Raw genomic sequence first — 26131 nt, forward strand, 5'->3', positions numbered from 1 at the left:
TGCCACAAAAGCCCCGATCCCCGGCGGCTTTCAGCCAAGGAGCGTGCACATGTTCAAAGGATCCCTTCCTGCTCTTGTGACGCCGTTCAAGGACGGCGCGGTTGATGTGGACACGCTCAAGAAGCTGGTGGACTGGCACGTCGACCAGGGCTCGAACGGGCTGGTGCCGGTCGGCACGACGGGCGAGAGCCCGACGCTGACCCATGACGAGCACGACCTCGTGGTCGAGACCGTTGTGCAGGCCGCCGCAGGCCGGGTGCCGGTGATCGCGGGCGCGGGCTCGAACAATACGGTCGAGAGCATCCGCCTCGCCCAGCATGCCAAGACGGTTGGCGCTGACGCCGCGCTGGTGGTGACGCCTTACTACAACAAGCCGACCCAAGCCGGGCTGATCGCGCATTTTACCGCCGTCAACGACGCGGTCGACATTCCGATCATCATCTACAACATCCCGCCCCGCTCGGTCGTCGACATGTCGCCCGAGACGATGGGCCAGCTTGCCAAGCTCAAGAACATCATCGGGGTCAAGGACGCGACAGCGGACCTCAGCCGCGTGCCGCAACAGCGGATCACCTGCGGCAAGGACTTCGTGCAGCTGTCGGGCGAGGACGCGACGGCGCTGGGGTACAACGCCCACGGCGGCGTCGGCTGCATTTCGGTCACGGCGAACGTGGCGCCCAAGCTCTGCGCCGAGTTCCAGGCTGCGACGCTGGCTGGCGACTACGCGCTGGCGCTGGACTACCTCGACCGGCTGATGCCGCTGCACCAGGCAATCTTTACCGAGCCGGGGCTGGTGGGCGCGAAGTACGGCATGAGTGTGCTCGGCCTTTGTGCGCCGAACGTGCGGCTGCCGCTGACGGAGCTGACCTCTGGCACCAAGCAAAAGATCGAAGCGGCCATGCAGCACGCGGGTCTGATCTAGGCGCGTAGGATGGGTGCTTGCACCCATCCTACTTTAGGTCTCACTGAAGGCGCGGCGCCTCATCTAGACCTTCGGGCTGGCCCACCACCACAAAGGTTAGCTCTTCCGGGCGCATCAGGCGCTTGGCCACCCGGTCGATGTCCTCGAGCGTGACGGCCTCCACCTGCGCATTGCGGGTGACGACGTAGTCGGGCGAAAGCCCCTCCATCTGCATGCCCACGAGGATGTTCGCGATGCGCGCGTTGCCGTCGAACCGCAGCGGGTAGCCGCCGGTCAGGTAGGTCTTGGCCCGCGTCAGCTCGTCTTCCGACACGCCCGCCTCGTACATCTTGCGCCACTCGTCCTGAATGACCTCGATGGCCTGCGCCATGCGGTTGTTCGCAGACGCGACCTGCCCGAGGTAGAGCGGGGCAAAGTCCTTTGGCACGAGATACGAGCCGACACCATACGTGAGCCCGCGCTTTTCGCGCACCTCGCTCATCAGGCGCGACTCGAAGCCTCCGCCGCCCATCACGACATTCAGAATGTAGGCCGCAAAGAAGTCCGGGTCGTCGCGGGCAAAACCCTCGTGGCCAAAGATCGCCACCGATTGCGGCACGTCATACGGCACCACATGCACACCGCCGCCCAGCGTCACATCGGCCTGCTCAGGCAGCGGAAAACCGCCCTCCGGCAGCGCTCCGACCAGCGTGTCGAGGAGCGCACCCAGCTCTTCGGCGGTAATGTCCCCCACCGCGCTGGCATAAACGCGGTCGCGCACCATCGTGCCGCGGTGATGCGCCACGATGTCGTCCCGAGTCAGGGCCGCTACGCTCTCGAGCGTGCCGCTGAGGCTGGTGGCGTAGGGATGTGTCCCGAACGCCTTTTGATCGAAGGCCCGGCCCGCGATGTCGCGCGGCTCGGTCAGGTCTCCGCGGATGTTCGCCTCCACCTGCTGGCGCACACGGGTCAGCGCCGCCTCGTCAAAGCGCGGCTCCACGATGGACTTGCGGAGCAGCTCCACCGCTTCATCGCGGTTCTCCGTCAGCATCCGCGCAGAGATCGAGATCCCGTCGTCCGACGTGTCATACGAAAAGCTGGCGGCCAACTCTTCGGCGGCGCGGGCAAAGTCCTGCGCGTCCATCTCGCCGGTGCCTTCCTCGAGCAGGCCGACCATCAGGTTGGTGGCGCCGCGCTCGCCGGGCTGATCGAGCGACCCGCCCCCGCGAAAGCGCAGCTCGATGGCGACAAACGGGATCGAGTGTTCCTCGACCAGCCATGCCTCGATCCCGCCCGGGGAGGTGACTTCGGTGATGTCGATCTCCGCCTTCGCCAGCGTGGCGGTGGAGACCACCAACGTGCAGGTCGCGAAGGCGCGTGTGAAAAGCGTGCGGATCATTGGCTGACCTCCGGGGTGTCTTGCATCAGGTATCCGGTCACCGCCCGCTCGCGCACGAAAGTGCGTTTGGCCGCGGCGATGATCTCTTCTCCGGTGATCGACTGCACGAGGTCCGGCCACGCGCCGATGTCCTCGACCGTCAGACCGGACGTCAGCGCCCGGCCAAAGAGGTTGGCCAGATCGCTCACGTTGTCGCGCGCGTAGATCTGCGATGCCTTGAGCTGGCGCTTGATCCGGTCCAGCTGCGCTTCGTCGACGCCCTCTTCGAGGAACTCCGCAATCGCCTGGTCCAGCAGAGCTTCGGCCTCTTCGAGCGACACGCCGGGCACCGGGACCATGACCTTGGAAAAGATCGTGTCGTCGAGCCGCGTCGGCGCGTGCCAGGCCGAGGCGTAGACCGCCTTTTGCGCCTCGAACTGCAACTTGCCGGCCAAAACGGAGGTCTGCCCGCCGCCCAGCACTTCACCGAGCAGGTAGAGCGCTGCCGCCTCTCGCTGGTCCCCAGCGTCCCGCTCGGGCGCGAGGTAAGACCGGATCACGTAGGGTTGCGCGACGCGCGGATCGCTGAACGTCAAACGCCGTTCGGATTGCTGTGGTGGCTCCTGCACCCGGTCGCGCGCCTCGATGGCGGGGTTTGCGGGGATCGGCGCGTAATGCTCCATCGCAAGCGCCCGCACCTCGTCCGGCGTCACGTCACCCGCCACGATCAGGATCGCGTTGTTCGGGGCGTAATGCGCCTCATAAAAGGACATCACGTCGTCCATATCGAGCACGGACATCTCGTGCCGCCAGCCGATGATCGGCACCCCGTAGCGGTGGTTGAGGTACTGCGCCGCCATCCGCTGCTCGCGGAAGAGCGCGCCGGGGTCGTTCTCGGTTCGCTGGTTGCGCTCCTCGATGATCACCTCGCGCTCGGTGAGGATGTCCGTCTCGGTCAGGCGCAGGTTCTGCATTCGGTCGGCCTCCATCTGCATCATCAGGCTCAGACGGTCCGCCGCAACGCGCTGGAAATAGGCGGTGTAGTCGAACGACGTGAACGCGTTGTCCGACCCGCCGTTGGCCGCAACCACCTGGCTAAACTCGCCGGCCTCCATGTTCTCGGTGCCCTTGAACATCAAGTGCTCGAGGAAGTGCGCCACGCCCGAGGCGCCTGCCGGCTCATCGGCCGAGCCTACGCGGTACCACATCATGTGCACGACGGCGGGCGCCCGGTGGTCTTCGATCACCACGACGTCCATGCCGTTGTCGAGGGTGAAAGTCGTGACCTGGTCGAGGATGTCCGCCCGCGCAGTGCCGGCAAGCGCCAGCGTGCAGCAGAGGACGATCTGCGAGATCCAGCGCATAAGGCGCCTCCCTTTGAACAAATGCTTTGGCAAAGGTACGGCGCTGGCGCGGAGGTTCAAGCGGTCTGACGAAAGCGTGTTGCCGCAGGCCAATAGACCGAGATGCGTATTAATTCCTGCCCCGCCTTAAGGGCCAATACGTCGAGGCCTCACAGTCCCGTCACCGCGGCACCAACAACAGCGGCAGCAAGGCTGGCTCTGTCAGCGCATCGGCAGTGCCCACCTTACCAGCGCGGGGAGGAAGTGCTAGTAGGGTGGGCACTGCCGAAAATGGCAAACAAACGCCCCGAGCCTCGCAGACAGGTCCACAAGCCCAATCGTCACCCTATTGGGAAACCACCTTGAAGCAGACCATCCCGGCCCACACCGCCTCAGCCCCCCGTCACCGCCGTGGCGGCACCGTCGGCGTCTGCACCCCCGCCCGGCGGAATCGCTCGAGCTCTGCACGCGCGTCCAGCAGCGACCGGCGGTACGCCTTGCGGTACTCGTCGTCGCGGATCAGCTTGACGTTAAAGAGCTTGGCCCGGCGCAGGAACGCGGCGTCCTCTGCCGCCAACGTCTCGCGGATATCGCTCGCAATCCCGAACCGGCCGGCCGAGTTCACCAGCCCCGCATCGCGCGCCGGCACCCCCGTCGCCGCCAACGCCCCACGGCTTCCGCCCAGGGCGGCCACCGCGTTGCTCAGCGGCGTCTGATCCGTCCGATTGCTGCCCCCGGGCGTCGGCTGCGGCAGCGACTGCGCCGCCAGACCATCGGGCAGCTCCAAAGGCTCGCGCGGCACGATGCCGAACTCTTCGGGTGTGCCGTCCGAGACAAAATTGTTCAGCCTGTAGTTCTCACCACCACAGGCCGTCAGCAGCAGCGTCGCCGCCAGACACAGACAAAGGGACCTGATCATGCTCTCGACCCTCAACGGAGTGTTTCAGCCAATCATTACCGGCTTTTGCGAGGCGCGTCACCCGCACTTTTGCCGCTCTCCGAGCCGCCAAAGAAGACCAGCCCAAAAGCGCCGATGAAGATCGTGATGTCGGCGACGTTGAACGCATAGGGGTTCTCGATCCCGCAACACGACATGTTCAGAAAGTCCGCCACCGCGCCATACAGCACCCGGTCCACGATATTGCCCAGCGCGCCTCCGATCAGAAGACCCGCCGAAATCAGCCCCAGCTTGCCCGGCGGATCGCGCAGCATCCAGACGATTACAACGGCCACGATCCCGAGCGCCAGCGCAATCAGCGCCCAGCGCATCACGTCCTGATTGCTCGCAAAAAGGCCAAAGTTGATCCCGTAATTCCACGCCATGCGCAGGTTCAGAAACGGATCGATGACGTCCAAAGACCCCACCGTCTTGAGATCGAGCATGTGCACGACGACGTACTTGGTCACCTGATCCAAGAGGAACGTCCAAAAGCTCACCCAGAACACCAATGCCATGGCGCGCTCCTCAGTGCCGGAAGTGGCGCATGCCGGTAAAGACCATCGCAAGCCCCGCCTCGTCCGCCGCCGCGATCACGTCCGCGTCACGCATCGACCCGCCCGGCTGGATCACCGCCGTCGCGCCCGCCTCCGCCGCGGCCATCAGCCCATCGGCAAAGGGAAAGAACGCATCCGACGCCACGACCGACCCGACGATCGGCGCGGTGTCCAGCCCCAGCGCCTCGGCCATGTCCCCCGACTTGCGCGCCGCGATGCGCGCCGAATCCACCCGGCTCATCTGGCCCGCGCCAACCCCCACCGTCGCGCCGTCCTTGGCATAGACGATGGCGTTGGATTTGACGTGCTTGGCGACCGTCCAGGCAAACCGCAAATCCGCCATCTCCTGCTCCGACGGCGCGCGCTTGGTCACAACCTGCACGTCACCCAGCTGCCCGTTGTCTCGGTCCTGCACGAGGTACCCGCCCGCCACCTGCTTGAGCATCATGCCCGCCGCACCCGCATCGGCAAGGCCGGAGGTGGTGAGCAGACGCAGGTTCTTCTTCTGGCTAAAAATATTCATGGCCGCTTGGCTGGCCCCGGGCGCGATCACCACTTCGGTGAAAATCCCGGTGATCATTTGCGCCGTCTCTTCATCGAGCGGCTGGTTCAGCGCGATGATCCCGCCAAAGGCGCTCACCCGGTCGCAGTCAAAAGCCCGCCCATAGGCGTCAGCCAAAGAGCCGCCCTGCGCCACCCCGCACGGGTTGGCGTGCTTGACGATAACGCAGGCCGGTGCGCCGCCGGCGAACTCGCTGACGAGCTCAAAGGCCGCATCGGTGTCGTTGATGTTGTTGTAGCTCAGCGCCTTGCCCTGATGCTGCATTGCAGTGGCAACCCCCGGCCGGTCCGAGCCGTCGACGTAGAACGCCGCCGCCTGTTGCGGGTTTTCGCCATACCGCAGCTCCTGACTCAGCGTGCCGGCCACTGCCCGCCTCCGAGGCGTGGCAATCTCCGCCGCGCCCGCCATCCAGGTCGAGACCGCCGCATCGTAAGCCGCCGTGCGCGCATAGGCGCGCTGTGCCATCGTCTGCCGGTAGGCAAACGACGTCCCACCGTGCTGGTCCATCTCCTCGAGGAGCGCGCCGTAATCCTCCACATCCACCACGGTCGTCACATAGCCGTGGTTCTTGGCTGCGGCCCGGATCATCGCCGGCCCGCCGATGTCGATGTTCTCGACGCAGGCCGTGTAGTCTCCACCCGCCGCAACTGTCGCCTCGAACGGGTAGAGGTTGACCACCAAGAGGTCGATCGGCGGGATGCCATGCGCGTCCATCGCCGCCACGTGATCCGCGTTGCCGCGCAGCGCGAGCAGCCCGCCATGCACCGTCGGGTGCAGCGTCTTGACGCGCCCGTCCATCATCTCGGGAAAGCCGGTCAGGTCCGCCACGTCCTGCACGTCAAGCCCAGCGGCCCGCAGCGCCTTGGCCGACCCGCCCGTCGAGACAAGCGCCACACCCCGCGCCACCAGCGCCTCCCCCAGCTCCACAAGGCCGGTCTTTTCAGAGACCGAGATCAGAGCAAGGGTGACAGCCACCGTATCGGGAGGTGTGTCGGCATTCGGGGTCATGGGCAGTCCTATCGTTGAGCGGCCTCACAGCAGAGACCTCAGAGCAGTCCGCCGGCCATAGGCCGAGGCAGCGTCGTTCAGGCAGTCGGGTCCAGCGCGTCCTGCGCGAGGTCCCGCACTGCATCGGCAGTCTCCTGTGCCTTGGCCACCGACCAGCGGATGCGCGTCGCATACTCCACCGCGCGGCCAGACAAAACCACCTGTTTGGTGCCTCGGGGACGCAAACGGCCTTTTTCGAGGTAGACCGACGGCTCGAGCGCCATCGTCACGGATGCCTCGCTGCGAAACACCCAGACCTCACCCGAACGCAGCGCGAGGGAGACGGCCGTGCCGCCCATGTCGATCTCGGCCTCGACCTCGGGGTGCAGGTGAAACCGCGCCTGCCAGGCGATCCCGCTGAGGCGCGAGCTCTCGATCGCAGCGTCAAAGTAGCGCTTGTGCCCGTCCTCCATCACCAGGAGCAGATCCTCACCCATCAGCGTGCGCCCGTCGAGGCTCAGCTCGAGGATGCGCGCATGCGTCAGGCCGTGGGTCGCGACGTAGCCGTCATGCCCGCCCTCGAACCGGTAGCCTTCGGCCAGCGGGCTGATCTGCACCGGCACGTGGACCGGCACGTCCTCCAGCGCCTCGAGCCGCGCACCGGCGATGATCCCCGGCGAGCCAAGCCGTGCGCTGGAATAGCCATCGAGCGACAGCGCCGAATGCGACGGCGTCGCGCGCCCGGCCCGGCGCCAATCCTCACCAAAGGTCGCGCCAGAGCCGCAATTGACCAGCACCGGGCGCCTTCCCGACGTGAGCTCCATCGCCAGCGTCGAGGCATGCGCGTTATGCGAGGCGCGCCCCGTCGGCGGAGGGCTCGCGTCCACGATGATCGAAGTGCGCCCCGCCGACAGCCGGGCAAAGCCCATGGCCAGCCCATCCGTCTGCCGCCGCTTGATCCCCGATGCCGCCAGCGCCTGATCAAGCCGCCCGTCCAGACCACGCCCGCCCCCGTGAAACCGCGCCAGACCGCCATCGGCGTGGCGCAGCGTGCGGAGCGTCGGCGCGATCCGCTGGATCGCCGCGCGCACCTCTTCGGGGGGCTGGTGGCCCGTGTCCGAAAGCGCCGCCTCCGCCCAGGTCAGCAGCGTAAAGACCTCGAGCAGCTCTTCGGGATTGCGCGTCGGGATCCCGCCCTGGTCCGACACCTGACGGCGGCACTCGTCGGCCAGCGCCTTGCGCGCGGGCGCCACGTGCCGCTCCATCCCCGTGAGCGACAGCCCGGCGTAAAGCAGCCCCGTCAACGCCTCGAACCGCGCCAGCCCCGGCGGCGCGGCCTTCCAGCGACGTCCGAGGAACAGCGCCTGACGGCCAAGTACCCGGAAAAAGCGGTGCGATTGCTCCGGCTCCACCCCGCGCAGCAAAAACAGAGCATGGTGGATCCAGCGGATGATGCGCCGGCCTGACAGCTCAGGCGTCCAGCCGGGACCCTTGCCACGGCCATACGCCTCGATCCAGCCCCAGAGCCAGCGCTGCGCCACGGCACGCGCGCCCGCATCGCCCACAGCCGCTAGGTCGTCGAGCCAGCCAAAGCCGTGGATTTCATCCGCGAAGGCGGCATTGGGCAGATCGAGGTCCCAGAGCATCGCATCTTTGGCCTCGATGAGGTGTCCCGCGAACATCAGGTTGCCCGCCGTCAGCTGCCGCCCCTTGGCAAAGTGCCCGGTCGAGCGTGGCTCGGGTTGCAGCACGAACCCTGTCGCCGGTTTGGCAAACCCGGTCCCCCACGCATAGGCACGGTTGAGCGCACGTGTCCGGCGCGCGGTCCATGTGGGGCGAAGGGTGCTCATCTTGCGGGCGCCTCGAAAGCCTCTGTCACGCGCCTGACGCGCGTTTGAGCGCATGTATACACTGCCAGAAAACCTCGCGCGAGTGGCAGCGGGCACGTGTGCGCAAACTGACGCGCAAATGCCGCGAGATCATGCTTTGCGGAAGGCGGCGATGTAGAACCCGTCGCACCCGCCCGCCTCGGCCATCACCTCGGGCGTCAGGCGCAAACCGCAAGGCCCATCGCGCCAGGCAGGGTCGATGCCGGGGCGGTCTAGCGCCTCGGGGTCAGGGACAAGGTCGTCATGTCGAGACAGCGCCTCCTCGGCCTGCACCTCCCCTTCGTCCGGCAAAAGCGAGCAGGTGCAGAACACCAGCCGCCCGCCGGGCTTGAGGCAGGTCACAGCGACGTCGATCATCCTCGCCTGCAAGCTGAAGAGTTCGAAAAAGCCCGACCCGTCCTTGGCATACGGAAGGTCGGGATGCCGGCGCAGCGTGCCGGTGGCCGAGCATGGCGCATCCAGCAGGATCGCATCGTAGGAGCCCGCGTGTTCGAGCGCATCCCCTGTAACCAGCTTGGCCGTCAGACCCGTCCGGTCGAGGTTCTCCTGTACCCGTGCCAGACGCCGTTCCGAAAGGTCGAGCGCGGTGACCTCCGCCCCGGCTGCCGCCATCTGCAGGGTCTTGCCGCCCGGCGCCGCACACATGTCAAGCACCTGCTCGCCGGGCTGAACCGCCAAAACCTGCGCCGGGAGTGCGGCCGCGGCGTCCTGCACCCACCACGCACCCGCCTCGAACCCCGGCAGGGCGCTGATCTGGCCCGGCGCCTCAAGCCTGAGCGAGCCCGACGGCAAGAGCATGCCCTCGGGCGTTTGCGTCGCGTTCGGTTTGAGCGTCAGGTCGGTAGGCGGGACTTGTGCGTGCACCATCTCCATCGCGCACAGCCGCGCTTCGCCGTACGCCATCTCCAGCGGACCGCGCAGCCATTCAGGCAAGCGCGGTGGCGGCGCCTTGGCAAAGGCCGCCGGACCCGTCTCGGCCACCTTGCGCAGCACCGCGTTGATCAGCCCCTTGAGCGGCGCCGTCTTGGGATGACGCGTCGCCATCGCCACGGCGTCGTTCACCACGCCATGCGCCGCACCTCCCTGACACAGCTCGAGCGCCGATATCCGCAGGATGGCCCGCGCACGCGCAGGAGGCAACTTGCGCAAATGCTTTGACAAGACCGTATCGAGAGTAGGCAGATGCCGCAGCGTCTCGACCGCGAGCCGGCGCGCGCGCGCCCTGTCGGCTGGGTCCAGACGCGGGTCCAGATCGACTTCGCTCAGCAATTTCTGATGTCCCAGCACCTGCCAAAGCAGGTCGAACCCCGCGCGGCGGGCTGGCGTGATGCGCGACATGGCGGCCCCTTGGTCTTAATCAGCGCGCGGGCTATATCACCGGGTATGGACGAGGAACAGATCACCCCCACGCCGGAAGAGGCTGCCGCCGCCGAAGCCGCACGCCGCTCAAAGCTGCCGGAGGCCGCCCAACGCGCCCTCGCCGAAGCCGACGCGCGCAAGGCCGACGCAAACGCGCTGGAGCTGCCGGTCGAGCTTGGAGGACGCGACGGACCCGAACCCGTGCGTTACGGCGATTGGGAGAAAAAAGGGCTCGCGATCGACTTTTGATCCGTAAGGTGGGCATCTGCCCACCCTACCCACGCCGCCCTCAGCGCAGGTTGAAATCCGCAGAGCGGCCCGCCCCACGGTCCGAGGTGAACCGCATCGTGTCGCCATCGTAATCCACGCGCTGGCAATTGTAGGGGATTTCCCGCTCGCCCCAAAAGATCGTTCGGCAGAAATAGCCGTCCTGCCACGCCCAGTCGCCGGTCACGGGACGACCGACCGCGCGGCCCACGATCTTTCCACCAGGCTGCACATCGAGTGACAGGCCGTAGATGCCGATCCGCAGGCTCTTGCCCGAGAGCGCGTCGAGGAATTGCGCACGCGTGTCGATCTTGGCCATACTCGCCGTGGCGGTGGCGGCGCTAGCGGCAAGCGCAAGACAAACTCCAAGTGCGAGGGCAGAGGCGCGCAAAACAGACATGGGGGTACTCCAGACGTTACCGAGGATATACGTCCGATCTGCCGCTTCGGTTCATTTTGGCCGGCGCCGCGCGGCAAGTCGCCGACGATCAGTCGTTCAAACCCAGCACGTCGACCATGTCGTAAGCGCCCGGCGCCTTGTCCTGTCCCCAAAGCGCCGCCTTGAGCGCGCCGCGGGCAAAGATCGCGCGATCGGTCGCCAGATGGCGCAGCACGATCCGCTCGCCCGGCGCGGCAAAGAGCACGTCGTGCTCGCCCACGATGTCCCCCCCGCGAATGGCGCTGAAGCCGATGTCGCCGCGTTTGCGCACACCGGTGATCCCGTCCCGTCCGCTGTCGCGCACATCCGCGAGGTCAACGCCACGCCCCTCCGCAGCCGCCTCGCCCAGCATCAAGGCGGTGCCGGACGGCGCGTCGACCTTGTGGTGGTGGTGCGCCTCGATCACCTCGATGTCAAAATCCTCGTCGAGGGCGGCGGCCACACGCTTGGTCAGCTGCACCAAAAGGTTCACACCCAGCGACATGTTCCCTGCGCGCACGATCACCGCGTGGCGCGCACATGGCTCGAGCGCGGCAATGTCATCGCCCGTCATGCCCGTGGTGCCGATCACGTGCACGCAGCGCGCCTGGGCGGCCAGCTTCGCGAACTCCACCGTCGCGGCGGGCGCGGTAAAGTCGATCACCGCCTGCGCGTTCGCGAAAGCCTCGAGCGGGTCGTCCGTCACCGTCACGCCCAGCGCCGCACCGCCCATCGCAGTGCCGACGTCTTGCCCGACCCAAGGGTGACCGCTGCGCTCCACCGCACCGACGAGATACGCGGCATCGCTCGCCTTGATCGTCTCGATCAGCATCTGCCCCATGCGCCCCGATGCGCCCGTGACCACGATCCCCGGACCTTGTGCCATCCCACTCTCCTTGCCGCCGCCTGCTTGTATGCACCCTGGCCCTCGCCTATGTGCGATCCCATGGCAAAGAACAAGTTCCATGACGGCCCCGGTCCCTCCCAGCGCCAGCTGCGCGTGGGTGAAGTGATTCGGCGCACGCTTTCCGAAGTGCTGCAGCGGGGCGACATCCACGACCCTGATCTCAACCGGCTGTCGATCACCGTGGCCGAGGTGCGCTGCTCGCCCGACCTCAAGATCGCCACCGCCTACGTCATGCCTCTGGGGGGACGTGGGGAGGAGGACGCCGTCGCGCTGCTGGCGCGCAACAAGTCCGAGCTGCGCCGCGTGGTGGGCAAGAAAACGGGGCTCAAGTTCGCGCCGGATCTGCGGTTCCGCCTCGACGAGACCTTCGACCAGATGGACGCGACCCGCGCGATGCTGGCACAGGACATCGTGCGCCGCGACGTGTCCCGCCCCGAGGCCGAGGGCGCAAACGACGATGAGCCGGACACGTGACCCGCGCGCTTGTTGCGCTTTTCCTCTGGACCTTTTGCGCGACCACGGCCTTCGCCGCTGCGTGCGAGGACACGACGTTCGAAGGCACATCCTACACGATCTGCACGGTCGACCTGAAGCAGGACGCGCTGTCGCTCCACCGCGTGGACGAAACCGGCACGCCCTACGGGCATTTCAACGTGCTCTCGCGTGATCTCAGGGCGCGCGGGCAAGAGCTGGTCTTTGCCATGAACGCCGGCATGTACCACGCCGACCGCGCACCCGTCGGGCTTTATGTCGAAGCCGGACAGGCACACTCCCCGCTCCTCACCGGCGCGTCGCGCGGCAATTTCGGCTTGCTGCCCAACGGGGTTCTCTGCATCAGGGAGGGGCGCGCGAACGTGATCGAGACCCGCCAGTTCGCGAGACAGAAGCCGGCCTGCACGCACGCCACGCAATCCGGCCCGATGCTGGTGATCGATGGCGCATTGCATCCCCGGTTCTTGCCGAACTCGACGTCGCGCCATATCCGCAACGGCGTCGGCACGTCCCGCGACGGACGGCGCGCGGTCTTTGCAATCTCGAACACCGCCGTCACGTTCCACGAGTTCGCGCGACTCTTCCGGGACACGCTGAACCTCGACCAAGCGCTCTTTCTCGACGGCTCCGTTTCGCGGCTCTACGCCTCGACGCTGAACCGCCGCGACCCGGGCCGCCGCATGGGACCGATCGTCGCCGTCACGCGCTAGGGTTTAGGAGCCTAAGCTGCTGACACAAAGACGGTCTTTCCGCGCAACCGCCTATCGCTATAGTGGCGCGGGGATGGAGGGACTCCCGTGAAAGACGAAATGGCCTGCCTCGCCATCGACGGAGGCGGCAGCACCAGCAGGTTTGCGTTGATCGCCCGTGGCAAGAGCTGGCAGCTCAGCCGCGGCGGCGCCAACGTCTCTGCCGATTTCGACGGTGCCGTCGCCGAGCTCAAGGCCGGCCTCGCCGATCTCGCGGACCGCTCGGGCGTCGACCTGACCGACATTCCGACCTTCGCCGGGCTCGCGGGCGTCCTGACGCCGGACATGGCGCAAAGGGTCACAGCGGCCCTGCCCCTCACCCGCCTGCGCGTCACCGACGACCGCCCCGCCGCCGCGCGCGGCGCGCTTGGGTCGGCGGACGGATTTCTCGCGCAATGCGGCACCGGCAGCTTCTTTGTCCTGCAATCCCAAGGCCAGGCACACGGTGCCGGCGGCTGGGGCGCGGACCTCGGCGACGAAGCCTCCGCCGCGTGGCTCGTGCGCCGCGCGCTGGCAGAAACGCTCAAGATCTGCGACGGACGCCGCGCCGCCTCGCCCCTTTCCGAGCGACTCCTTGCGCGGTTCGGCACCCCCTCGGGCATCGTCACCGGCGTTCGCACACGCCCCACGTCCGACATCGCCGCCCTCGCCCCAATGGTCACCGAAGCCGCCACGGACCCACTCGCCAAAGACATCCTCAAAGAAGGCGCAGCCGAAATCGCATACGCCGCCCGTGCACTCGGCTGGACGCCGGAGATGCCCGTCTGCCTCACCGGTGGAATCGGCCCCCACTTCGCGCCTTTCCTCCCGGACGACCTGCGCGCCTGCCTCAAGGCCCCCCTCGCCAGCGCCATCGACGGCGCACTTGCCCTCGCGCAAGACTTCGCCGCCGAGGCACGTCCATGAGCCCCGCCAAACGACCCACACCGGACCGCCTCATCGTCCACGGCGGCCCGATCTTCAACGGCACAGGCCTGTGGGACGGCTACGCCGCACTCTTCGAAGACGGCCTCCTGCGCACGCTCCAATACGGCACACCCGACATCCCCGGCGCCAAAACCCTGAACCTCGATGGCGACATCCTCGCGCCCGGCTTTGTCGATCTGCAGGTCAACGGAGGCGGCGGGGTGATGTTCGGCGCCGCGCTTTCGGCCTCCACCCTGCGCACCATCGCCGCGGCTCATCGCAGCCTCGGCGCCACGCACATCCTGCCCACGCTCATCACGGACACGCCGGACGTCACCGAAGCCGCCATCGCGGCCACCCGGGAGGCTCTTTCTGACGGCGTCGCCGGCCTTCTCGGGCTGCACCTCGAAGGCCCGCACCTGTCGGTCCTTCGCAAGGGCGCCCACGACGCCGCCCTGATCCGACCGATGACGCCCGCCGACCTCGACCTGCTTCTGCACGCCGCGGACGCGCTGCCGCTGCTCAAGGTGACCCTCGCCCCGGAAAACGCCACGCTGGACCAAGTCGCCGCTCTCGCAAAGGCCGGCGCGCTGGTCAGTCTCGGCCACAGCGACGCCGACTACGCAACGTGCCTGAGCTACTTCGAGGCCGGCGCGTCCTGCGCCACGCACCTCTTCAACGCGATGAGCCCGCTCACGAGCCGCGCACCCGGCCTCGTCGGCGCAGCTCTCGACGCGGGCCACGTCTCCGCCGGCGTGATCGCCGACGCGGTCCACGTGCACCCGGCAAGCCTCCGCACAGCCTGGACCGCCAAACGCGGCCCCGGTGCGCTCTTTGCCGTCAGTGACGCGATGGCCGTGGCGGGCAGCACAGAGAGCGAGTTCGACCTGCAAGGCCGCCGCGTGCTCCGCCAAAACGGACGGCTTACACTCGAAGACGGCACGCTCGCCGGCGCCGACCTCGACCTGGTGACCGCAGTCCGCGTGCTGCACACAGAAGCCCGGCTCAGCCTCGCAGACGCTCTCGCCGCCGCCACGTCGATCCCCGCGCGGCTCACTGGCCAGCCCGTCGGCCACCTCGCCAGCGGCACGCCCCTCCGGGACGTCATCCGCATCCGCGCAGGCCTCTCGCGCGCCGAACCGCTTCAGGCGCCGTAAAGCCCCGCACTCCGCCCGCGCAGCTGCACCAGCGCCAGCACCGTGTCGATGACAGGCGTCGCCGTGCCGGTGATCCGCCCCAGCTCCTGCACCGACGTGACCAGCGCGTCGATCTCCATCGGGCGCCCCTGGTCGAGGTCCTGCAGCATCGAGGTGCGGTGCGCGCCAACCGCAGCACCGCCGTCGATCCGCCGCTCCACGTCGATCGGGAATTTCACACCCAGTTTCTCGGCGATCTCCTGCGCCTCCAGCATCATGCCGCGCGCCACCGCCCGCGTGCCGGGATCGGTGCAGAGCACGTCGAGCGTCGCATGGGTCAGCGCCGAAATCGGGTTGAACGACAGGTTCCCCCACAGCTTGACCCAAATCTCGTCCCGCAGCTTGGGACGCACCGGCGCCTTCAGCCCCGCCGCCACCAGCGCCTTCGACAGCGCCAGAGCGCGCTCGGACTTGGACCCGTCCGGCTCGCCGAGCGAAAACCGGTTGCCCTCGATGTGCTTGACGACGCCAGGCGCGATCACTTCCGCCGCCGGATAGACCACGCAGCCCAGCACCCGGTCCGGGCCGAACCCGTCCCACTGCGCGTCGCCGGGGTCCACCGTGCCCAGCCGAGTGCCCTCCAGCGGCCCGCCGATCTTGTGAAAGTACCACCAGGGCACCCCGTTCACGCCGCTCACGATGGTCGTCTCCGGCCCGATCAGCGGCGCCATACGCGGCACAAGCGGCGGCACCGAATGCGCCTTGAGCGTGACGATGACGTAGTCCTGAACCCCCAGCTGGCCTGGGTCTTCGGAGGCGCGCACCGGCACAGAGGTCTCACCGGACTCCTCGATCAGACGCAGGCCCTGCGACTGCATCGCCGCCAGATGCGGCCCGCGCGCCACGAGACTCACATCAGCCCCGGCACCCGCCAGCTTGGCGCCCATATAGCCGCCAATCGCGCCCGCTCCGAACACACAAATCTTCATCCCGCGCTCCCCATCTCTGCACCAGCCCCGGGCTTCTTCTGGCTAAAAATATCCCCGCCGGAGGCTCCCGAACTCGAAACGAAAACCGACGTCACAGACTTAGGCGCCCACCAGCCCCAACTTCTCCGCCATCCCGATCCGCTGCATCTTGCCCGTTGCGCCTTTGGGGATCTCATCGAGGATCACCACGCGCCGCGGCACCTTGAAATCCGCCATGCGCGCGGAGGCAAAATCGCGGATGTCGCGCTCCGTTGCGGCCTCCCCCTCGCGCAGCACGATCGCTGCGGCGACCTCTTCGCCCAGCTTGGGGTGCGGCAGGGCAAAGGCCACGCATTGCGCGACCGCCGGGTGGTCCATCAGCACGTCGTCCACCTCCAGCGGGGAGACCTTCTCGCCGCCGCGGTTGATGATCTCCTTGAGCCGGCCCGTGAGGCTGAGGAAGCCGTCCCCGTCAAAGGTGCCCTGATCGCCCGTACGGAACCAGCGCCGACCTTCAGCCTCGAAAAAGCTCTTGGCGTTGGCCTCCGCGTTGCTCTCGTAGCCGGGTGTGACGTTCGGGCCCGAGATCACGACCTCGCCCAGCCCCTCGGTCAGCCTGTCCTCGGCCTCGTCCGCGATGCGCACCTCCGGTCCCGCCGCGACGCCGACCGAGCCAGGTTTCTGCAGATCGAGCCGGTTGCAGCACATCTGGTGCGCGGCCTCGGTCATGCCGTAGGCCTCGATCACCGGCGCGCCAAAGGTCTCCGCCAGCGCCCCCATCACCTGCGCCGGCAGGGAAGCCGAAGAGGAGCGCAGGAACCGCAGCGGAACGTCCGCGATCACCTCGGCATTGCGCCCCGCGCGCGACAGGATCGCCTGGTGCATCGTCGGCACCGCCGTGTACCAGCTTGGCCGCGCCTCGCCGAGCATCGCAAAGAAGTTGAGCGCGTTGAACCCGGCCGTGCAAAAGATCGACCCGCCCGAAACAAGCGTCGCCGACACCGCCGCCAAGAGCCCGTGGATGTGAAAGAGCGGCATGACGTTCAGGCAGCGGTCCGCGGGCGTCAGCGCCAGCGAGGCGGCGATATGCTGCGCCGACGCCGCGACGTTGGACTGCAGGAGCGGCACGATCTTGGGGCGCGACGTGGTGCCGGACGTGTGCAGGATCAACGCCACATCGTCAGGCTCTGGCGCGCCCTCCTGCGCAGGCGCCCCGGCAGCGTCACATTCAAGCGTGATCAGGCCCGCAATCGAAGCGTCCTCGCGGAGCCACAGCACCTTGAGCCCCAATCCCCGCGCCGCGGCCAGCGCCGGGCCGTCCTCGCCCTCGGCCAGCACGATGGCCTTGGCCTTGAGGTCCTCGAGGTAGAACGCGAATTCTTCCTCCCGATAGGCCGGGTTGAGCGGCGCGGTTGTCGCCGCCTGCGCGATGCTCACGAAGGCCGACGCCATCGCCGCGCCGTTCGGAAGCACGATGGCCACCCGGTCGGTCGCGGCCACACCCGTGCGGCGCAGCTGCGCGGCCACGTCCGCCGACATCGCCTGCATCTGCCCGTAGCTCAGCCAGTCCTTGGACGGCGCACCCAGCGCCTGCGCCTCGGGCGGCTGCGCGTCGATCAGGGTTTTCAACGTGGTCATCACGGCCCTCCTGCGGTCTGCACGCATTTGACCTCATGTCGCCGGGCAGGCAAGGTGAAAGGGCGTCCGGCAATACGCCCGCCCCCACGGCATCCCGCTGTCTGGGCGCGGCGGCAGACGCACCCAAAGCACCTCGAAAGGCAGGCAGATATGCGGCAGACATGGCGGTGGTTCGGACCTGACGACATCGTGCCACTGGCGTGGGTCCGCCAGGCGGGCGCCGACGGCATCGTGACCGCCTGCCACCAGTTTGCTCCCGGCACGGCCTGGACCTCGGCGGCCATCGCGGCGCGCAAGGCCGAGATCGAAGCTGCGGGCCTCACTTGGGACGTGGTCGAGAGCGTGCCCGTCTCCGAAGCGATCAAGACGGCAGGCCCGGAGTGCGACGCCCATCTCGACGCCTACGCCGAGACGCTGCGCAGGCTGGCGGAGGCCGAGGGTCCAGAGGTTGTCTGCTACAATTTCATGCCGGTGCTCGACTGGACGCGGACGGACACGGACAAGGTCCTGCCCCACGGCGGCACGGCAATGGCGTTCGAGTTTACCGACTTCGTCGCGTTCGACCTCTTTATCCTGAAACGGAAGCGCGCTGCGGACGACTACGCACCCGACGTGCTGGCGCGGGCCGAAGAGCGCTTTGCGGCCATGTCCAATGACGAGCGGACGCGGCTCGGAAACACGGTCGGTGCCGGCCTGCCCGGGGCGAACGACTTTCACGCGCTGGACGCGCTGCCCGGCCTCATCGACACCTATGCCGGCATCGGGGCGGACGGGCTGAGGGCCAACCTCGCCGCCTTCCTCGAGCGGATCGTGCCGGTTGCCGAAGAGCTGGGGCTGCGGCTCTGTGCGCATCCCGACGATCCGCCGTTCCCGATCCTCGGCCTGCCGCGCATCCTGTCGAATGCAGAGGACTATCAGGCGCTGCTCGACATGGTGCCGTCGCAGGCCAACGGGGTGACGCTCTGCACGGGCTCGCTGGGGGTGCTGGCCTCGAACGACATGCCCGCCTTCACGCAGCGCTTCGCGGGTCGCATCCACTTTGCGCACCTGCGCAACACGACGCGGTCGGGGGATGCTGCGCGCCCGGACTTCTTTGAGGACGCGCATCTCGAAGGGGACACGGACATGGTCGCCGTGCTGCGCGCGCTCCGCGCCGAGGAGACCCGGCGCAAGGCCGAAGGCCGGACCGACTGGGAGATCCCGATGCGCCCGGACCACGGACACCGCCTGATGAGCGATCTCGAAAGGCCGGCGCAGCCCGGCTATCCGGCGGTCGGACGGCTGCGCGGTCTGGCCGAGCTGCGGGGCATCCTGCACGCGCTGGGCGCGGGCTAGCCTCGCGCGTCAGCTGTCGCTGTTGTGCACATCGGTGTCCTTGGCGCCCCAGGGCTTGACCCCGATGCGCAGCGCCGCGCGCCCGATCATATGCGCTCCGATGGGTGCGGTCAGGAGCAGGAAGAACACGATCAGGATACAGCGCAGCACCACGCCCGGATCGTTGAAATGCACCGCAACGCCGGCGATGATGAGGCCCGAGCCGAGCGTGCCGACTTTGGTGGCGGCGTGCATGCGGATAAAGACGTCCGGCAGGCGCAGGATGCCGATGCCGGCAAAGACCGACATGACCCCGCCGATGATGACGAACACGGCTGCGATGAACTCGGTCATGTGTCGTCCTCCTGCCGCTCGCGTCGCACGGCCTGCCGCTCGGCAAAGCGCGCGAGCGCCACGGTGGCCAGGAAGCCCACCAGCGCCAGCACCACCGCCACGTCGAGAAACGCCGCATCGCGCGAACGCAGCGCCGCGAGACCGCAGAACGCGACGATGGCGACGGTCATCATGTCGAGCGCCACGACCCGGTCCGGCAGCGTCGGCCCCTTGGCAAGCCGCACCAGCGCCATGAAGGCCGCGAAAAAGACCATCGCGAAGCCGAACATCACCGCCCAGTCAAAGAACCCGCCGGGGATGATCGCCCCGTCCAAGAGATCGGCCGTCATGCGCGTTCCTCCACGGCGTCGATGACCCACTTCTCCATCCCGTTCTTGAGCGCGGCGATGACCGCGTCCGGGTCGTCGGCGAACATCGCGTGGATGGTCAGGGTCTTGCGGTCCTCGCTTACGTCGATGCTCAGCGTGCCCGGCGTCAGCGAGATGAGGTTGGTGACCAGAAGGATGCCCGCGTCCGTCTTGACGTCGAGCGGCATCTCGAGGATCGCCGGTCGCGCCAGCAGCGTCGGCGTCACGATGTCCCACAGGACCTGCACGCTCGAGACCACCAGCTCGTAGTGAAAGAGCACCAGCAGCTTGAGCCAGTACCACACGCGCTTGAAGTAGCTCGACCGCACGCCCGTCAGCGGCTGCAAGAGCCACAGCACCGCGTAGCCCACCACAAAGCCCGAGATCATCGCGAGCCAGGTAAAGCTGCCGAAAAGCACCGCCCAGGCCGCCGCGAGAAAGATGTTGGCTGCGAAATTGCTCATGGGGCCGCCCCCAGCACCGCCGTCGCATAGGCTTCGGGGTCCAACAGCTGCGCCGCCGCGTCCGTCGCAAAGGTCACGAAGGGCTCGGGAAAGAACCCGATGATCAGCGTCAGCACCGCCAGCGCCGCGATCGGTCCCAAGAGGCACCGCCGGTCCTCGGCCGTCAGCAGCGCCAGCCGCGGCTCGGCGCCCTCGGGATGCGCCTTCCAGAAGGCTTCCGCCCAAATCTTGGTCATCGAGTAGATGGTGAGCAGGCCCACGACCAGCGCCACGCCCGCGATGATCCAGCCCTCGGCCTCGAGCGCGGCCGCGACGAGCACGTATTTCGCCCAGAACCCCGAGAGCGGCGGAAAGCCTGCCAGCGAAAAGGCCGGGATCAGGAACAGCACGGCGAGCAGCGGCGCGAACTTGTAGAGCCCGCCGATGCGCGCCAGGTCCGTCGAGCCCGCCACCCGCTCGGCCACACCACCGATGAGAAAGAGGTTCGCCTTCACGATGATGTGGTGCACGAGGTAGAATACCGCACCGGCAATCGCCAGCGGCGTCATCAGCGCGAGGCCGAGGATCATGTACCCGATCTGAGACACGATGTGGAACGACAGGATCTTGCGAATGTCGTTCTGCGCCGCCGCGCCAAGAACGCCCGTCACCATCGTGAACCCGGCCACCCACAAAAGGATCGTGTGGGTAAAGGCGATGTCCCCGTTGAAGACAAGCGTGAACATGCGGATCAGCGCGTAGACGCCGACCTTTGTCAGAAGGCCCGCAAAGACCGCCGACACCGAGAACGCAGGCGTGTGATAGGCCGCCGGCAACCAGAAAAAGAGCGGGAAGACCGCCGCCTTCACCCCGAAGGCCACCATGAACATGATCGCAATAACTGTCACGAGGCCCTTGTTCTCGACCTGCGGCACGGTGCGCGCGAGGTCCGCGAGGTTGAGCGTGCCAGTCATGCCGTAAAGGAGGCCAATGCCGGCGAGAAAGAGGATCGTGGAGATCAGGTTGAGCGTGACGTACTTCACCCCGCCATCGATCTGCGCCTTGCTCCCGCCGAGCACGAGCAGGCCGAAGGACGAGATCAGCATGACCTCGAACCAGACATAGAGGTTGAAAAGGTCGCCCGTGATGAACGCGCCAGTGACGCCACCGAGCAGCACGTTAAAGAGCGCGTGGTACCCGAGGTACTCCTTGCGCTCGTTGATATCCGACAGGGCGTAGACGGCGACGGCAAGACCCGTGATCGCGGTGATCACGACCATGACCCCGCTCAGGTAATCGGCCACCAGCGTGATGCCGAAGGGCGCACCCCAGCCGCCCATCTGGCCCACCACGATGCCCTCGGCGAGCACCTGCGCCATCAGCACCAGGGCCGCTGCCAGGAAGAGCACGTTGCCGAGGATGCTGACCCACCGGCCCCACGGGCTTTGCCGCAGCATGAACGCCGCGACCGCCGTCAGGAACGGGATCACCAGCGGCGTGGCGAGGTACCAGCTCATGCCCGGGTCTCCACGCCGCCATCGTCCTCACGCGGCTCGGCAATGCGCATCTCGTCACTGTCGAGCGTGCCAAGCGTCGTGTAGGCGCGGAACATCAGGATCAACGCAAAAGCAAAAAGCCCGAACCCGATCACGATGGCCGTCAGCACCAGCGCCTGCGGCAGCGCGTTGCCGACGACGCCCACCGGCGCAACCTCGCCGTAAGGGATCAGCGGCGGACTGCCCTCCGTCAGGCCCCCGGCGGTAAAGATCACCAGGTTCGCCGCGTTCGAGATCAGCACGAGGCCAAAGATGAACCGCAACACGTGCCGTGACAGCATCAGATAGACCGCGGCGGCGACGAGCACCCCGATGGATATGGCCAGCAGCGCCTCCATCAGATCTCCTCCTCCATCGCGAACACCAGCGTGAGGATCGAGCCGAAGACGACCATGTAGACCCCGATGTCGAAGAAGAGCACCGTGGAGAACGGCAATCCGCCCTCCTCCTTGGTGCCGCCGATAAAAAGCCACTGCCCGGTAAAGAGCGCGTCTCCGAAGAACACCGCAAAGACGCCCGAGAGGAGCGCGATCCCAAGCCCGACCATCGCAATGCTCTGTGGCATCACCCGCAGCGCCTGCCGCGCGTCGGCGGTCCCGCAGGCGATCGCGTAAAGCACGAACCCCGTCGCGCCGATCAGCCCGCCGATAAAGCCGCCCCCCGGCTCGTTGTGCCCGCGCAGGAGCATGTAGATCGAAAAGAGCAGCAAGAGCCCGGCCAGGTAACGTGTGCCCGCGCGCAGGATGATCGAGTTCATGTGCGCTCCTCCGACCCTTTGGCCATATCGTCCGTGGGAAGGGTCCCGACCTCTCGGACGCTGCCGTGCCTGACGCTGCTCGGGGGCAGGCTGAACCGCCCCACGGGGCTTGTGGTGCGCAAGAGCGCGTAAGAGGCCAGCGCCGCGATCACCACCACCGCGATCTCGCCAAAGGTGTCGAGCGCGCGGAAATCCACGAGGATCACGTTCACGATGTTGCGGCCAAAGGCGTCCGGCCAGCTCGCGGCCTCAAAATAATCCGTCAGCCGCCGGTCGATCGGCACTTCGATCACCGCAAAGAGCGTCACCGTCACAACCGCGCCGATCCCGCCGGCCAGCAAGGCATCCCACGGGCGGAAGGGGTTGGACCCCGGCGCGCCCAGCGTCGGCAGACGCAAGAGCGCGACCGCCACGAGCACGACGACCAGCGTCTCGACCAGCAGCTGCGTGATCGCAACGTCCGGCGCGCCGAACACGATAAAGACCACCGCGACACCGATCCCCACGACCCCGAGCGCCGCCATCGCCGTGATGCGCGAGTTCGTCGCCGCGGTCAGCAGGGCGCCCGTCAGGATCAGCGCGATCAGGGCAAAGTTCTTCCAGGTCACGTCCGAGAAATCGACCGAGGCCGGCAGCGCGTTCTTGATCAGGATCGTCCCGCCCACAGCCACCAGCACCGTCGCAAAGGTCGCAAAGATGTAGATGCGCAGGACACCTGGCTGGATCACCCGCGTCTGCCAGGCCGCGAACGCCTTGAGGCCCGCAAGGAACCGGTCCCAGCCTCGGTCGAAATTCGGCCCCGCCTCGGTCGCCGCGGCCAGCCCCGCCCTCAGCGGACGGTGCAGCGCGTAGAGGACCAGACCCCCGACGATGGTGGCAACCGACAGGTAAAGCGGCAGGTTCACGCCCGCCCAGAGCTTGAGCGTTTTCGGATCGGCGCCTTCGCCCATCAGGCCGGCCACCGTCGGGTCCACGAGCGGCGCTTGCAGCAGCGCCGGCACCAGACCGAACGTCAGGCCCAGCACCGCCAGCAGCACCGGCCCCGCCAGCATCTGCCAGGGCGCCTCGTGCGGCTTGACCGGCATCTCGCCCCCCGCGGGCCGCCAGAACGGCTTGTAACCGACGACAAACGCAACCGCGAACATCAGCGCCGAGGCAGCGACCACCGCCGCCGTCACGAACCACGCGTTCGACGGCGCTTCGATCGCGCCGGCATACATCAGCTCCTTGCCGATGAACCCGATGGAAGGCGGCAGCCCCGCCATCGACAGCGCCGCAAGCGCCGCAGCAAACGCCGTGACCGGCATCGGGCGCAACAGACCGCCCAGCACATCCGCCTCCCGCGTGCCGGTGCCGTGATCGATGCAGCCCACCACCAGAAACAGCGCCGCCTTGTAGAGCGAGTGCACGATCAGGAAAGTCACGAAGGCCGTCATCGCGTAACCGCCCGACTGCCCCAGAAACAGCGTCAGCGTGCCCAGCGCCATCAGCGTCGTATAGGCCAGCGCCTGCTTCAGGTCGGTCTGCCTGAGCGCCAGAAGGCTCGCAAAGACCGCAGTGAACGCGCCCGCAATGGTCAGCGTCCACATCCAAACGTCTGTCCCCGACAAAGCCGGGTAGAGCCGCGCCATCAGGTAGACGCCGCCCTTGACCATCGTGGCCGAGTGCAGGAACGCCGACACCGGTGTCGGCGCCGCCATCGCGTTCGGCAGCCAGAAATGAAACGGGAATTGCGCCGACTTGGTGAACGCGCCCGCCAGCACGAGGATCAGGATCGGCAGGTACATAGGATCGTCGATGATCGCATCACCTTGCGCGATGATCTCCGAGATCTCGAAGGTGCCAGCGGTAAAGCCCAGCAGGATAAAGCCGGCCAGCATCGCCAGCGCCCCTGCGCCCGTCACAAAGAGCGCCTGCAGCGCCGACCGCCGACCTTTGCTTGTCTCATGCCCGAACCCGATCAACAGGTACGAGGTGATCGTCGTCAACTCCCAGAACACGAAGAGCGCGATCAGGTTGTCCGCCAGCACCAGCCCCAGCATCGCCAGCATGAATGACGTCAGGAAAAGCGCGAACCGCGCGAATTGCGGATGCCCGGCGAGGTAGGTGTTCGAGTACAGCAGCACCAGCGTGCCGATCCCGCTGATCAGGAGCGCAAAGGTCAGGCTCAGCCCGTCGACCACAAACGACAGCGCGATCCCGAGCGACGGCACCCAATCCCAGGCGTAGCGCAGCGTCTCACCGGCGGCGATATCGGGGATCATCGTGGCAAAGAGGGCAAAGAGCGCCAGCGCCAGCGCGACGGGCGCGATCCCCACAAGCCCGTTGCCGCGGGGCGCGTCCATATCGGTCATGTCAGCCATGGATCAGCCGATCCGCAACGTCTTGTGACGCGATTCCTGCACAGGGCGGCGCGTCTCAATGCGGCAGAGGACGTTCTTCAAAGCGGGAGGAGTGCTCAGTGGGGAGGGATTCTTGCGCGTCATACTACACCTTCTTCGGATGTGTAGATGGGTCGCAGTCTGCAATCTTCAAATCGAAAATCCACTTCGCGCGCAAGTTTCTGCACATGCACAATGCGGCCTTAAGGCAGGCGAGCTTAGACTTAAGCGCCCGCCTGACGGGTAACGTCAGGCTGCGCCGGCCCGCCCCCATGGGGCGGCGCGATTGCGCCACCCCGCGGGACGGCGCGTGCACATCCGTTTCGTATGCATCAAGCTTAAGGTCGCCCGCTCTAAGCCAGCACCACCTCGAGCCGCGCCACCTCGCGGAACCGCAGGCGCGGCGCGATCTCGGCAGGGGCGGCGAGCGTGAGGCCGGGGAAGCGCGCAAAGAGACGCTGGAAGGCGATCACCGCCTCCATCCGCGCCAGCGCGTTGCCCGCACAGATGTGCACGCCAAGGCCAAACGAGAGGTGCCGGTTTGGCTTGCGCCCGATGTCAAAGGTGTCCGGGTCCGCGAATTGCGCCGGGTCGCGGTTGGCGGCGTTGATCATCATGTGCACCGTGCTGCCCGCCGGGATGGTGACGCCCGACAGGACTTGGTCCTGCGTCGCCTGCCGGTTGTTGATCTGGATCGGCGCCTGAAACCTCAGGACCTCCTCGACCAATGTGTCGATCAACGCCGGGTCCTCACGGAGCCGCGCAACCTGATCGGGGCGCTGGAGCATCTCGTGAATGCCGTGGCTCAGCATGTTGGTCGAGGTCTCGTGGCCCGCGTTCAGCATGAAGATGCACTGGTGCAAAAGCTCGATCTCGGTGAGCTTTTCCCCGTCCGCCTCGGCATCGGCCAGAACCGTCAGCACTTCGGTGTCCTGCGCCCCCTCGGGATGCGCGCGGCGGTGCGCGATGAGGTCCCGCAGGTAGTCCTTGAACTGCACAACGGCGGTGTTCCCCGCCTCGAGCTGTTCCGGCGTCAGCGCCGGTTCGAGCGCGGTGAGGATGGCGTTCGCCCATTGGCGGAGCAGCTCCCGGTCCTCCCCCGGCACGCCGAGCAGATCGCACACGACCTCGATGGGCAACTGAAAGGAGAACTCCTCCACCACCTCCACCTTCCCCTGATCCTCAAGCCGGTCGAGATAGCCGTCCACAAGCGCCGTGATCCGAGGCTCAAACGCGGCCAGCGCCTTGCGGGTGAAGGCCGACTGGAAGAGCCGCCGGATGCGCGTGTGATCGGGCGGGTCGGTGAAGACGACGCTGGTGGTGTGATGCTCGAAAAGCGGGGTGTCGCCGAACTTCGGCAGGAAAGCCGCGGTCTTGTCCGACGACCAGAGCGCCGGGTCGCGGTAGGTCTGCACGATGTCGTCGTAGCGCGTCAGCACAAAGGTCCCGTCGGGCGCTTGGTGCACCGGCGCTTGGGTCCGGAGCTGCGCAAGGACGGCATAGGGGTCCTCGAGATACGCCTCCGGAACGGCGCGCAGATCGAACGCGCTCAGGTCAGTTTCCATCGTAGCCCCCTTCGGACATT

At 67.1% G+C, this 26131-nt stretch carries 26 protein-coding genes; 7 read left to right on the forward strand and 19 right to left on the reverse strand.

Features of this window, described 5'->3' with window-relative positions:
* Nucleotides 1–49 precede the first annotated feature (49 nt).
* Nucleotides 50–922, forward strand: coding sequence for a 4-hydroxy-tetrahydrodipicolinate synthase (dapA, locus tag ACU0B3_RS13985; protein WP_446261479.1), 873 nt, complete (start codon nt 50–52; stop codon nt 920–922).
* A 40-nt stretch (nt 923–962) separates the two neighbouring features.
* Here the strand turns inward: dapA and ACU0B3_RS13990 are convergent, their stop codons facing one another.
* The 7 genes from ACU0B3_RS13990 to ACU0B3_RS14020 all read right to left on the reverse strand — a co-directional run bounded on the left by ACU0B3_RS13990 (nt 963) and on the right by ACU0B3_RS14020 (nt 9892).
* Nucleotides 963–2300: a M16 family metallopeptidase gene (locus ACU0B3_RS13990; protein ID WP_446261480.1), complete on the reverse strand. Its 1338-nt coding sequence runs from the start codon at nt 2298–2300 to the stop codon at nt 963–965.
* Entirely contained in the window at nt 2297–3643 is a 1347-nt protein-coding gene (locus tag ACU0B3_RS13995; RefSeq protein WP_446261481.1) for a M16 family metallopeptidase, read from the reverse strand. The genes ACU0B3_RS13990 and ACU0B3_RS13995 overlap by 4 nt, the downstream gene beginning before the upstream one ends.
* A gap of 382 nt (nt 3644–4025) precedes the next feature.
* The gene (locus ACU0B3_RS14000; RefSeq protein WP_446261482.1) at nt 4026–4541 is read right to left on the reverse strand and encodes a DUF3035 domain-containing protein; all 516 of its coding nucleotides are present in this window, start codon (nt 4539–4541) and stop codon (nt 4026–4028) included.
* Between the two features lie 35 nt (nt 4542–4576).
* Nucleotides 4577–5077 carry a signal peptidase II gene (lspA, locus tag ACU0B3_RS14005; RefSeq protein WP_446261483.1) on the reverse strand — a complete coding sequence of 167 codons (501 nt, stop codon included), beginning with the start codon at nt 5075–5077 and terminating at the stop codon, nt 4577–4579.
* A gap of 10 nt (nt 5078–5087) precedes the next feature.
* Nucleotides 5088–6686 (reverse strand): bifunctional phosphoribosylaminoimidazolecarboxamide formyltransferase/IMP cyclohydrolase, encoded by a 1599-nt coding sequence (gene purH, locus ACU0B3_RS14010; RefSeq protein WP_446261484.1) that lies wholly within the window; start codon nt 6684–6686, stop codon nt 5088–5090.
* Nucleotides 6687–6763: 77 nt separating this feature from the next.
* Nucleotides 6764–8515, reverse strand: a complete 1752-nt coding sequence (locus tag ACU0B3_RS14015) for a heparinase II/III family protein (RefSeq protein ID WP_446261485.1) — start codon at nt 8513–8515, stop codon at nt 6764–6766.
* Nucleotides 8516–8644: 129 nt separating this feature from the next.
* Nucleotides 8645–9892, reverse strand: a complete 1248-nt coding sequence (locus ACU0B3_RS14020) for an RsmB/NOP family class I SAM-dependent RNA methyltransferase (protein ID WP_446261486.1) — start codon at nt 9890–9892, stop codon at nt 8645–8647.
* Nucleotides 9893–9937: 45 nt separating this feature from the next.
* Between ACU0B3_RS14020 and ACU0B3_RS14025 the strand changes: the two genes are divergently transcribed.
* Entirely contained in the window at nt 9938–10162 is a 225-nt protein-coding gene (locus ACU0B3_RS14025) for a DUF1674 domain-containing protein (RefSeq protein WP_446261487.1), read from the forward strand.
* Nucleotides 10163–10202: 40 nt separating this feature from the next.
* Here ACU0B3_RS14025 and ACU0B3_RS14030 read toward each other — a convergent pair whose 3' ends face one another.
* A complete protein-coding gene (locus ACU0B3_RS14030) occupies nt 10203–10580 on the reverse strand; it encodes a dihydrodipicolinate reductase (RefSeq protein WP_446261488.1) in 378 nt (125 codons plus the stop codon).
* A gap of 88 nt (nt 10581–10668) precedes the next feature.
* Nucleotides 10669–11484 carry a 4-hydroxy-tetrahydrodipicolinate reductase gene (gene dapB, locus ACU0B3_RS14035; protein WP_446261489.1) on the reverse strand — a complete coding sequence of 272 codons (816 nt, stop codon included), beginning with the start codon at nt 11482–11484 and terminating at the stop codon, nt 10669–10671.
* Nucleotides 11485–11544: 60 nt separating this feature from the next.
* Here dapB and rbfA point away from each other — a divergent pair, with 60 nt between their 5' ends.
* The 4 genes from rbfA (at nt 11545) to nagA (ending at nt 14809) form a co-directional block, all read left to right on the forward strand.
* Nucleotides 11545–11979 (forward strand): 30S ribosome-binding factor RbfA, encoded by a 435-nt coding sequence (rbfA, locus tag ACU0B3_RS14040; RefSeq protein ID WP_446261490.1) that lies wholly within the window; start codon nt 11545–11547, stop codon nt 11977–11979.
* Nucleotides 11976–12707, forward strand: a complete 732-nt coding sequence (locus tag ACU0B3_RS14045) for a phosphodiester glycosidase family protein (RefSeq protein WP_446261491.1) — start codon at nt 11976–11978, stop codon at nt 12705–12707. Before rbfA ends, ACU0B3_RS14045 begins: the two co-directional genes overlap by 4 nt.
* Before the next feature lie 87 nt (nt 12708–12794).
* Complete coding sequence (locus ACU0B3_RS14050; protein ID WP_446261492.1) at nt 12795–13652, forward strand: BadF/BadG/BcrA/BcrD ATPase family protein; 858 nt, start codon at nt 12795–12797, stop codon at nt 13650–13652.
* Nucleotides 13649–14809, forward strand: a complete 1161-nt coding sequence (gene nagA, locus ACU0B3_RS14055; RefSeq protein WP_446261493.1) for an N-acetylglucosamine-6-phosphate deacetylase — start codon at nt 13649–13651, stop codon at nt 14807–14809. Before ACU0B3_RS14050 ends, nagA begins: the two co-directional genes overlap by 4 nt.
* Here nagA and ACU0B3_RS14060 read toward each other — a convergent pair.
* Complete coding sequence (locus tag ACU0B3_RS14060) at nt 14797–15777, reverse strand: 2-dehydropantoate 2-reductase (RefSeq protein WP_446261494.1); 981 nt, start codon at nt 15775–15777, stop codon at nt 14797–14799. The two genes, nagA and ACU0B3_RS14060, sit on opposite strands and share 13 nt — an antisense overlap.
* A gap of 99 nt (nt 15778–15876) precedes the next feature.
* On the reverse strand, nt 15877–17397 hold the full coding sequence (locus ACU0B3_RS14065) for an acyl--CoA ligase (protein ID WP_446261495.1): 1521 nt from the start codon (nt 17395–17397) through the stop codon (nt 15877–15879).
* 147 nt (nt 17398–17544) lie between these two features.
* Between ACU0B3_RS14065 and uxuA the strand changes: the two genes are divergently transcribed.
* Nucleotides 17545–18729 (forward strand): mannonate dehydratase, encoded by a 1185-nt coding sequence (gene uxuA / locus ACU0B3_RS14070; protein WP_446261496.1) that lies wholly within the window; start codon nt 17545–17547, stop codon nt 18727–18729.
* Between the two features lie 9 nt (nt 18730–18738).
* On the opposite strand, the gene mnhG is transcribed toward uxuA, so the two are convergent.
* The 8 genes from mnhG to ACU0B3_RS14110 form a co-directional block, all read right to left on the reverse strand.
* Nucleotides 18739–19062 (reverse strand): monovalent cation/H(+) antiporter subunit G, encoded by a 324-nt coding sequence (gene mnhG, locus ACU0B3_RS14075; RefSeq protein ID WP_446261497.1) that lies wholly within the window; start codon nt 19060–19062, stop codon nt 18739–18741.
* Entirely contained in the window at nt 19059–19391 is a 333-nt protein-coding gene (locus ACU0B3_RS14080) for a monovalent cation/H+ antiporter complex subunit F (RefSeq protein WP_446261498.1), read from the reverse strand. The genes mnhG and ACU0B3_RS14080 overlap by 4 nt, the downstream gene beginning before the upstream one ends.
* Nucleotides 19388–19873, reverse strand: a complete 486-nt coding sequence (locus ACU0B3_RS14085) for a Na+/H+ antiporter subunit E (RefSeq protein ID WP_446261499.1) — start codon at nt 19871–19873, stop codon at nt 19388–19390. Before ACU0B3_RS14085 ends, ACU0B3_RS14080 begins: the two co-directional genes overlap by 4 nt.
* Nucleotides 19870–21369: a Na+/H+ antiporter subunit D gene (locus tag ACU0B3_RS14090; protein WP_446261500.1), complete on the reverse strand. Its 1500-nt coding sequence runs from the start codon at nt 21367–21369 to the stop codon at nt 19870–19872. The genes ACU0B3_RS14085 and ACU0B3_RS14090 overlap by 4 nt, the downstream gene beginning before the upstream one ends.
* Nucleotides 21366–21746 (reverse strand): Na+/H+ antiporter subunit C, encoded by a 381-nt coding sequence (locus tag ACU0B3_RS14095; RefSeq protein WP_446261501.1) that lies wholly within the window; start codon nt 21744–21746, stop codon nt 21366–21368. Before ACU0B3_RS14095 ends, ACU0B3_RS14090 begins: the two co-directional genes overlap by 4 nt.
* Nucleotides 21746–22165 carry a Na+/H+ antiporter subunit B gene (locus tag ACU0B3_RS14100; RefSeq protein WP_446261502.1) on the reverse strand — a complete coding sequence of 140 codons (420 nt, stop codon included), beginning with the start codon at nt 22163–22165 and terminating at the stop codon, nt 21746–21748. Before ACU0B3_RS14100 ends, ACU0B3_RS14095 begins: the two co-directional genes overlap by 1 nt.
* Complete coding sequence (locus ACU0B3_RS14105; protein ID WP_446261503.1) at nt 22162–24528, reverse strand: putative monovalent cation/H+ antiporter subunit A; 2367 nt, start codon at nt 24526–24528, stop codon at nt 22162–22164. Before ACU0B3_RS14105 ends, ACU0B3_RS14100 begins: the two co-directional genes overlap by 4 nt.
* Nucleotides 24529–24899: 371 nt before the next feature.
* A complete protein-coding gene (locus ACU0B3_RS14110) occupies nt 24900–26111 on the reverse strand; it encodes a cytochrome P450 (RefSeq protein ID WP_446261504.1) in 1212 nt (403 codons plus the stop codon).
* Nucleotides 26112–26131: the final 20 nt, after the last annotated feature.

Source organism: Pseudaestuariivita sp., assembly GCF_052825805.1.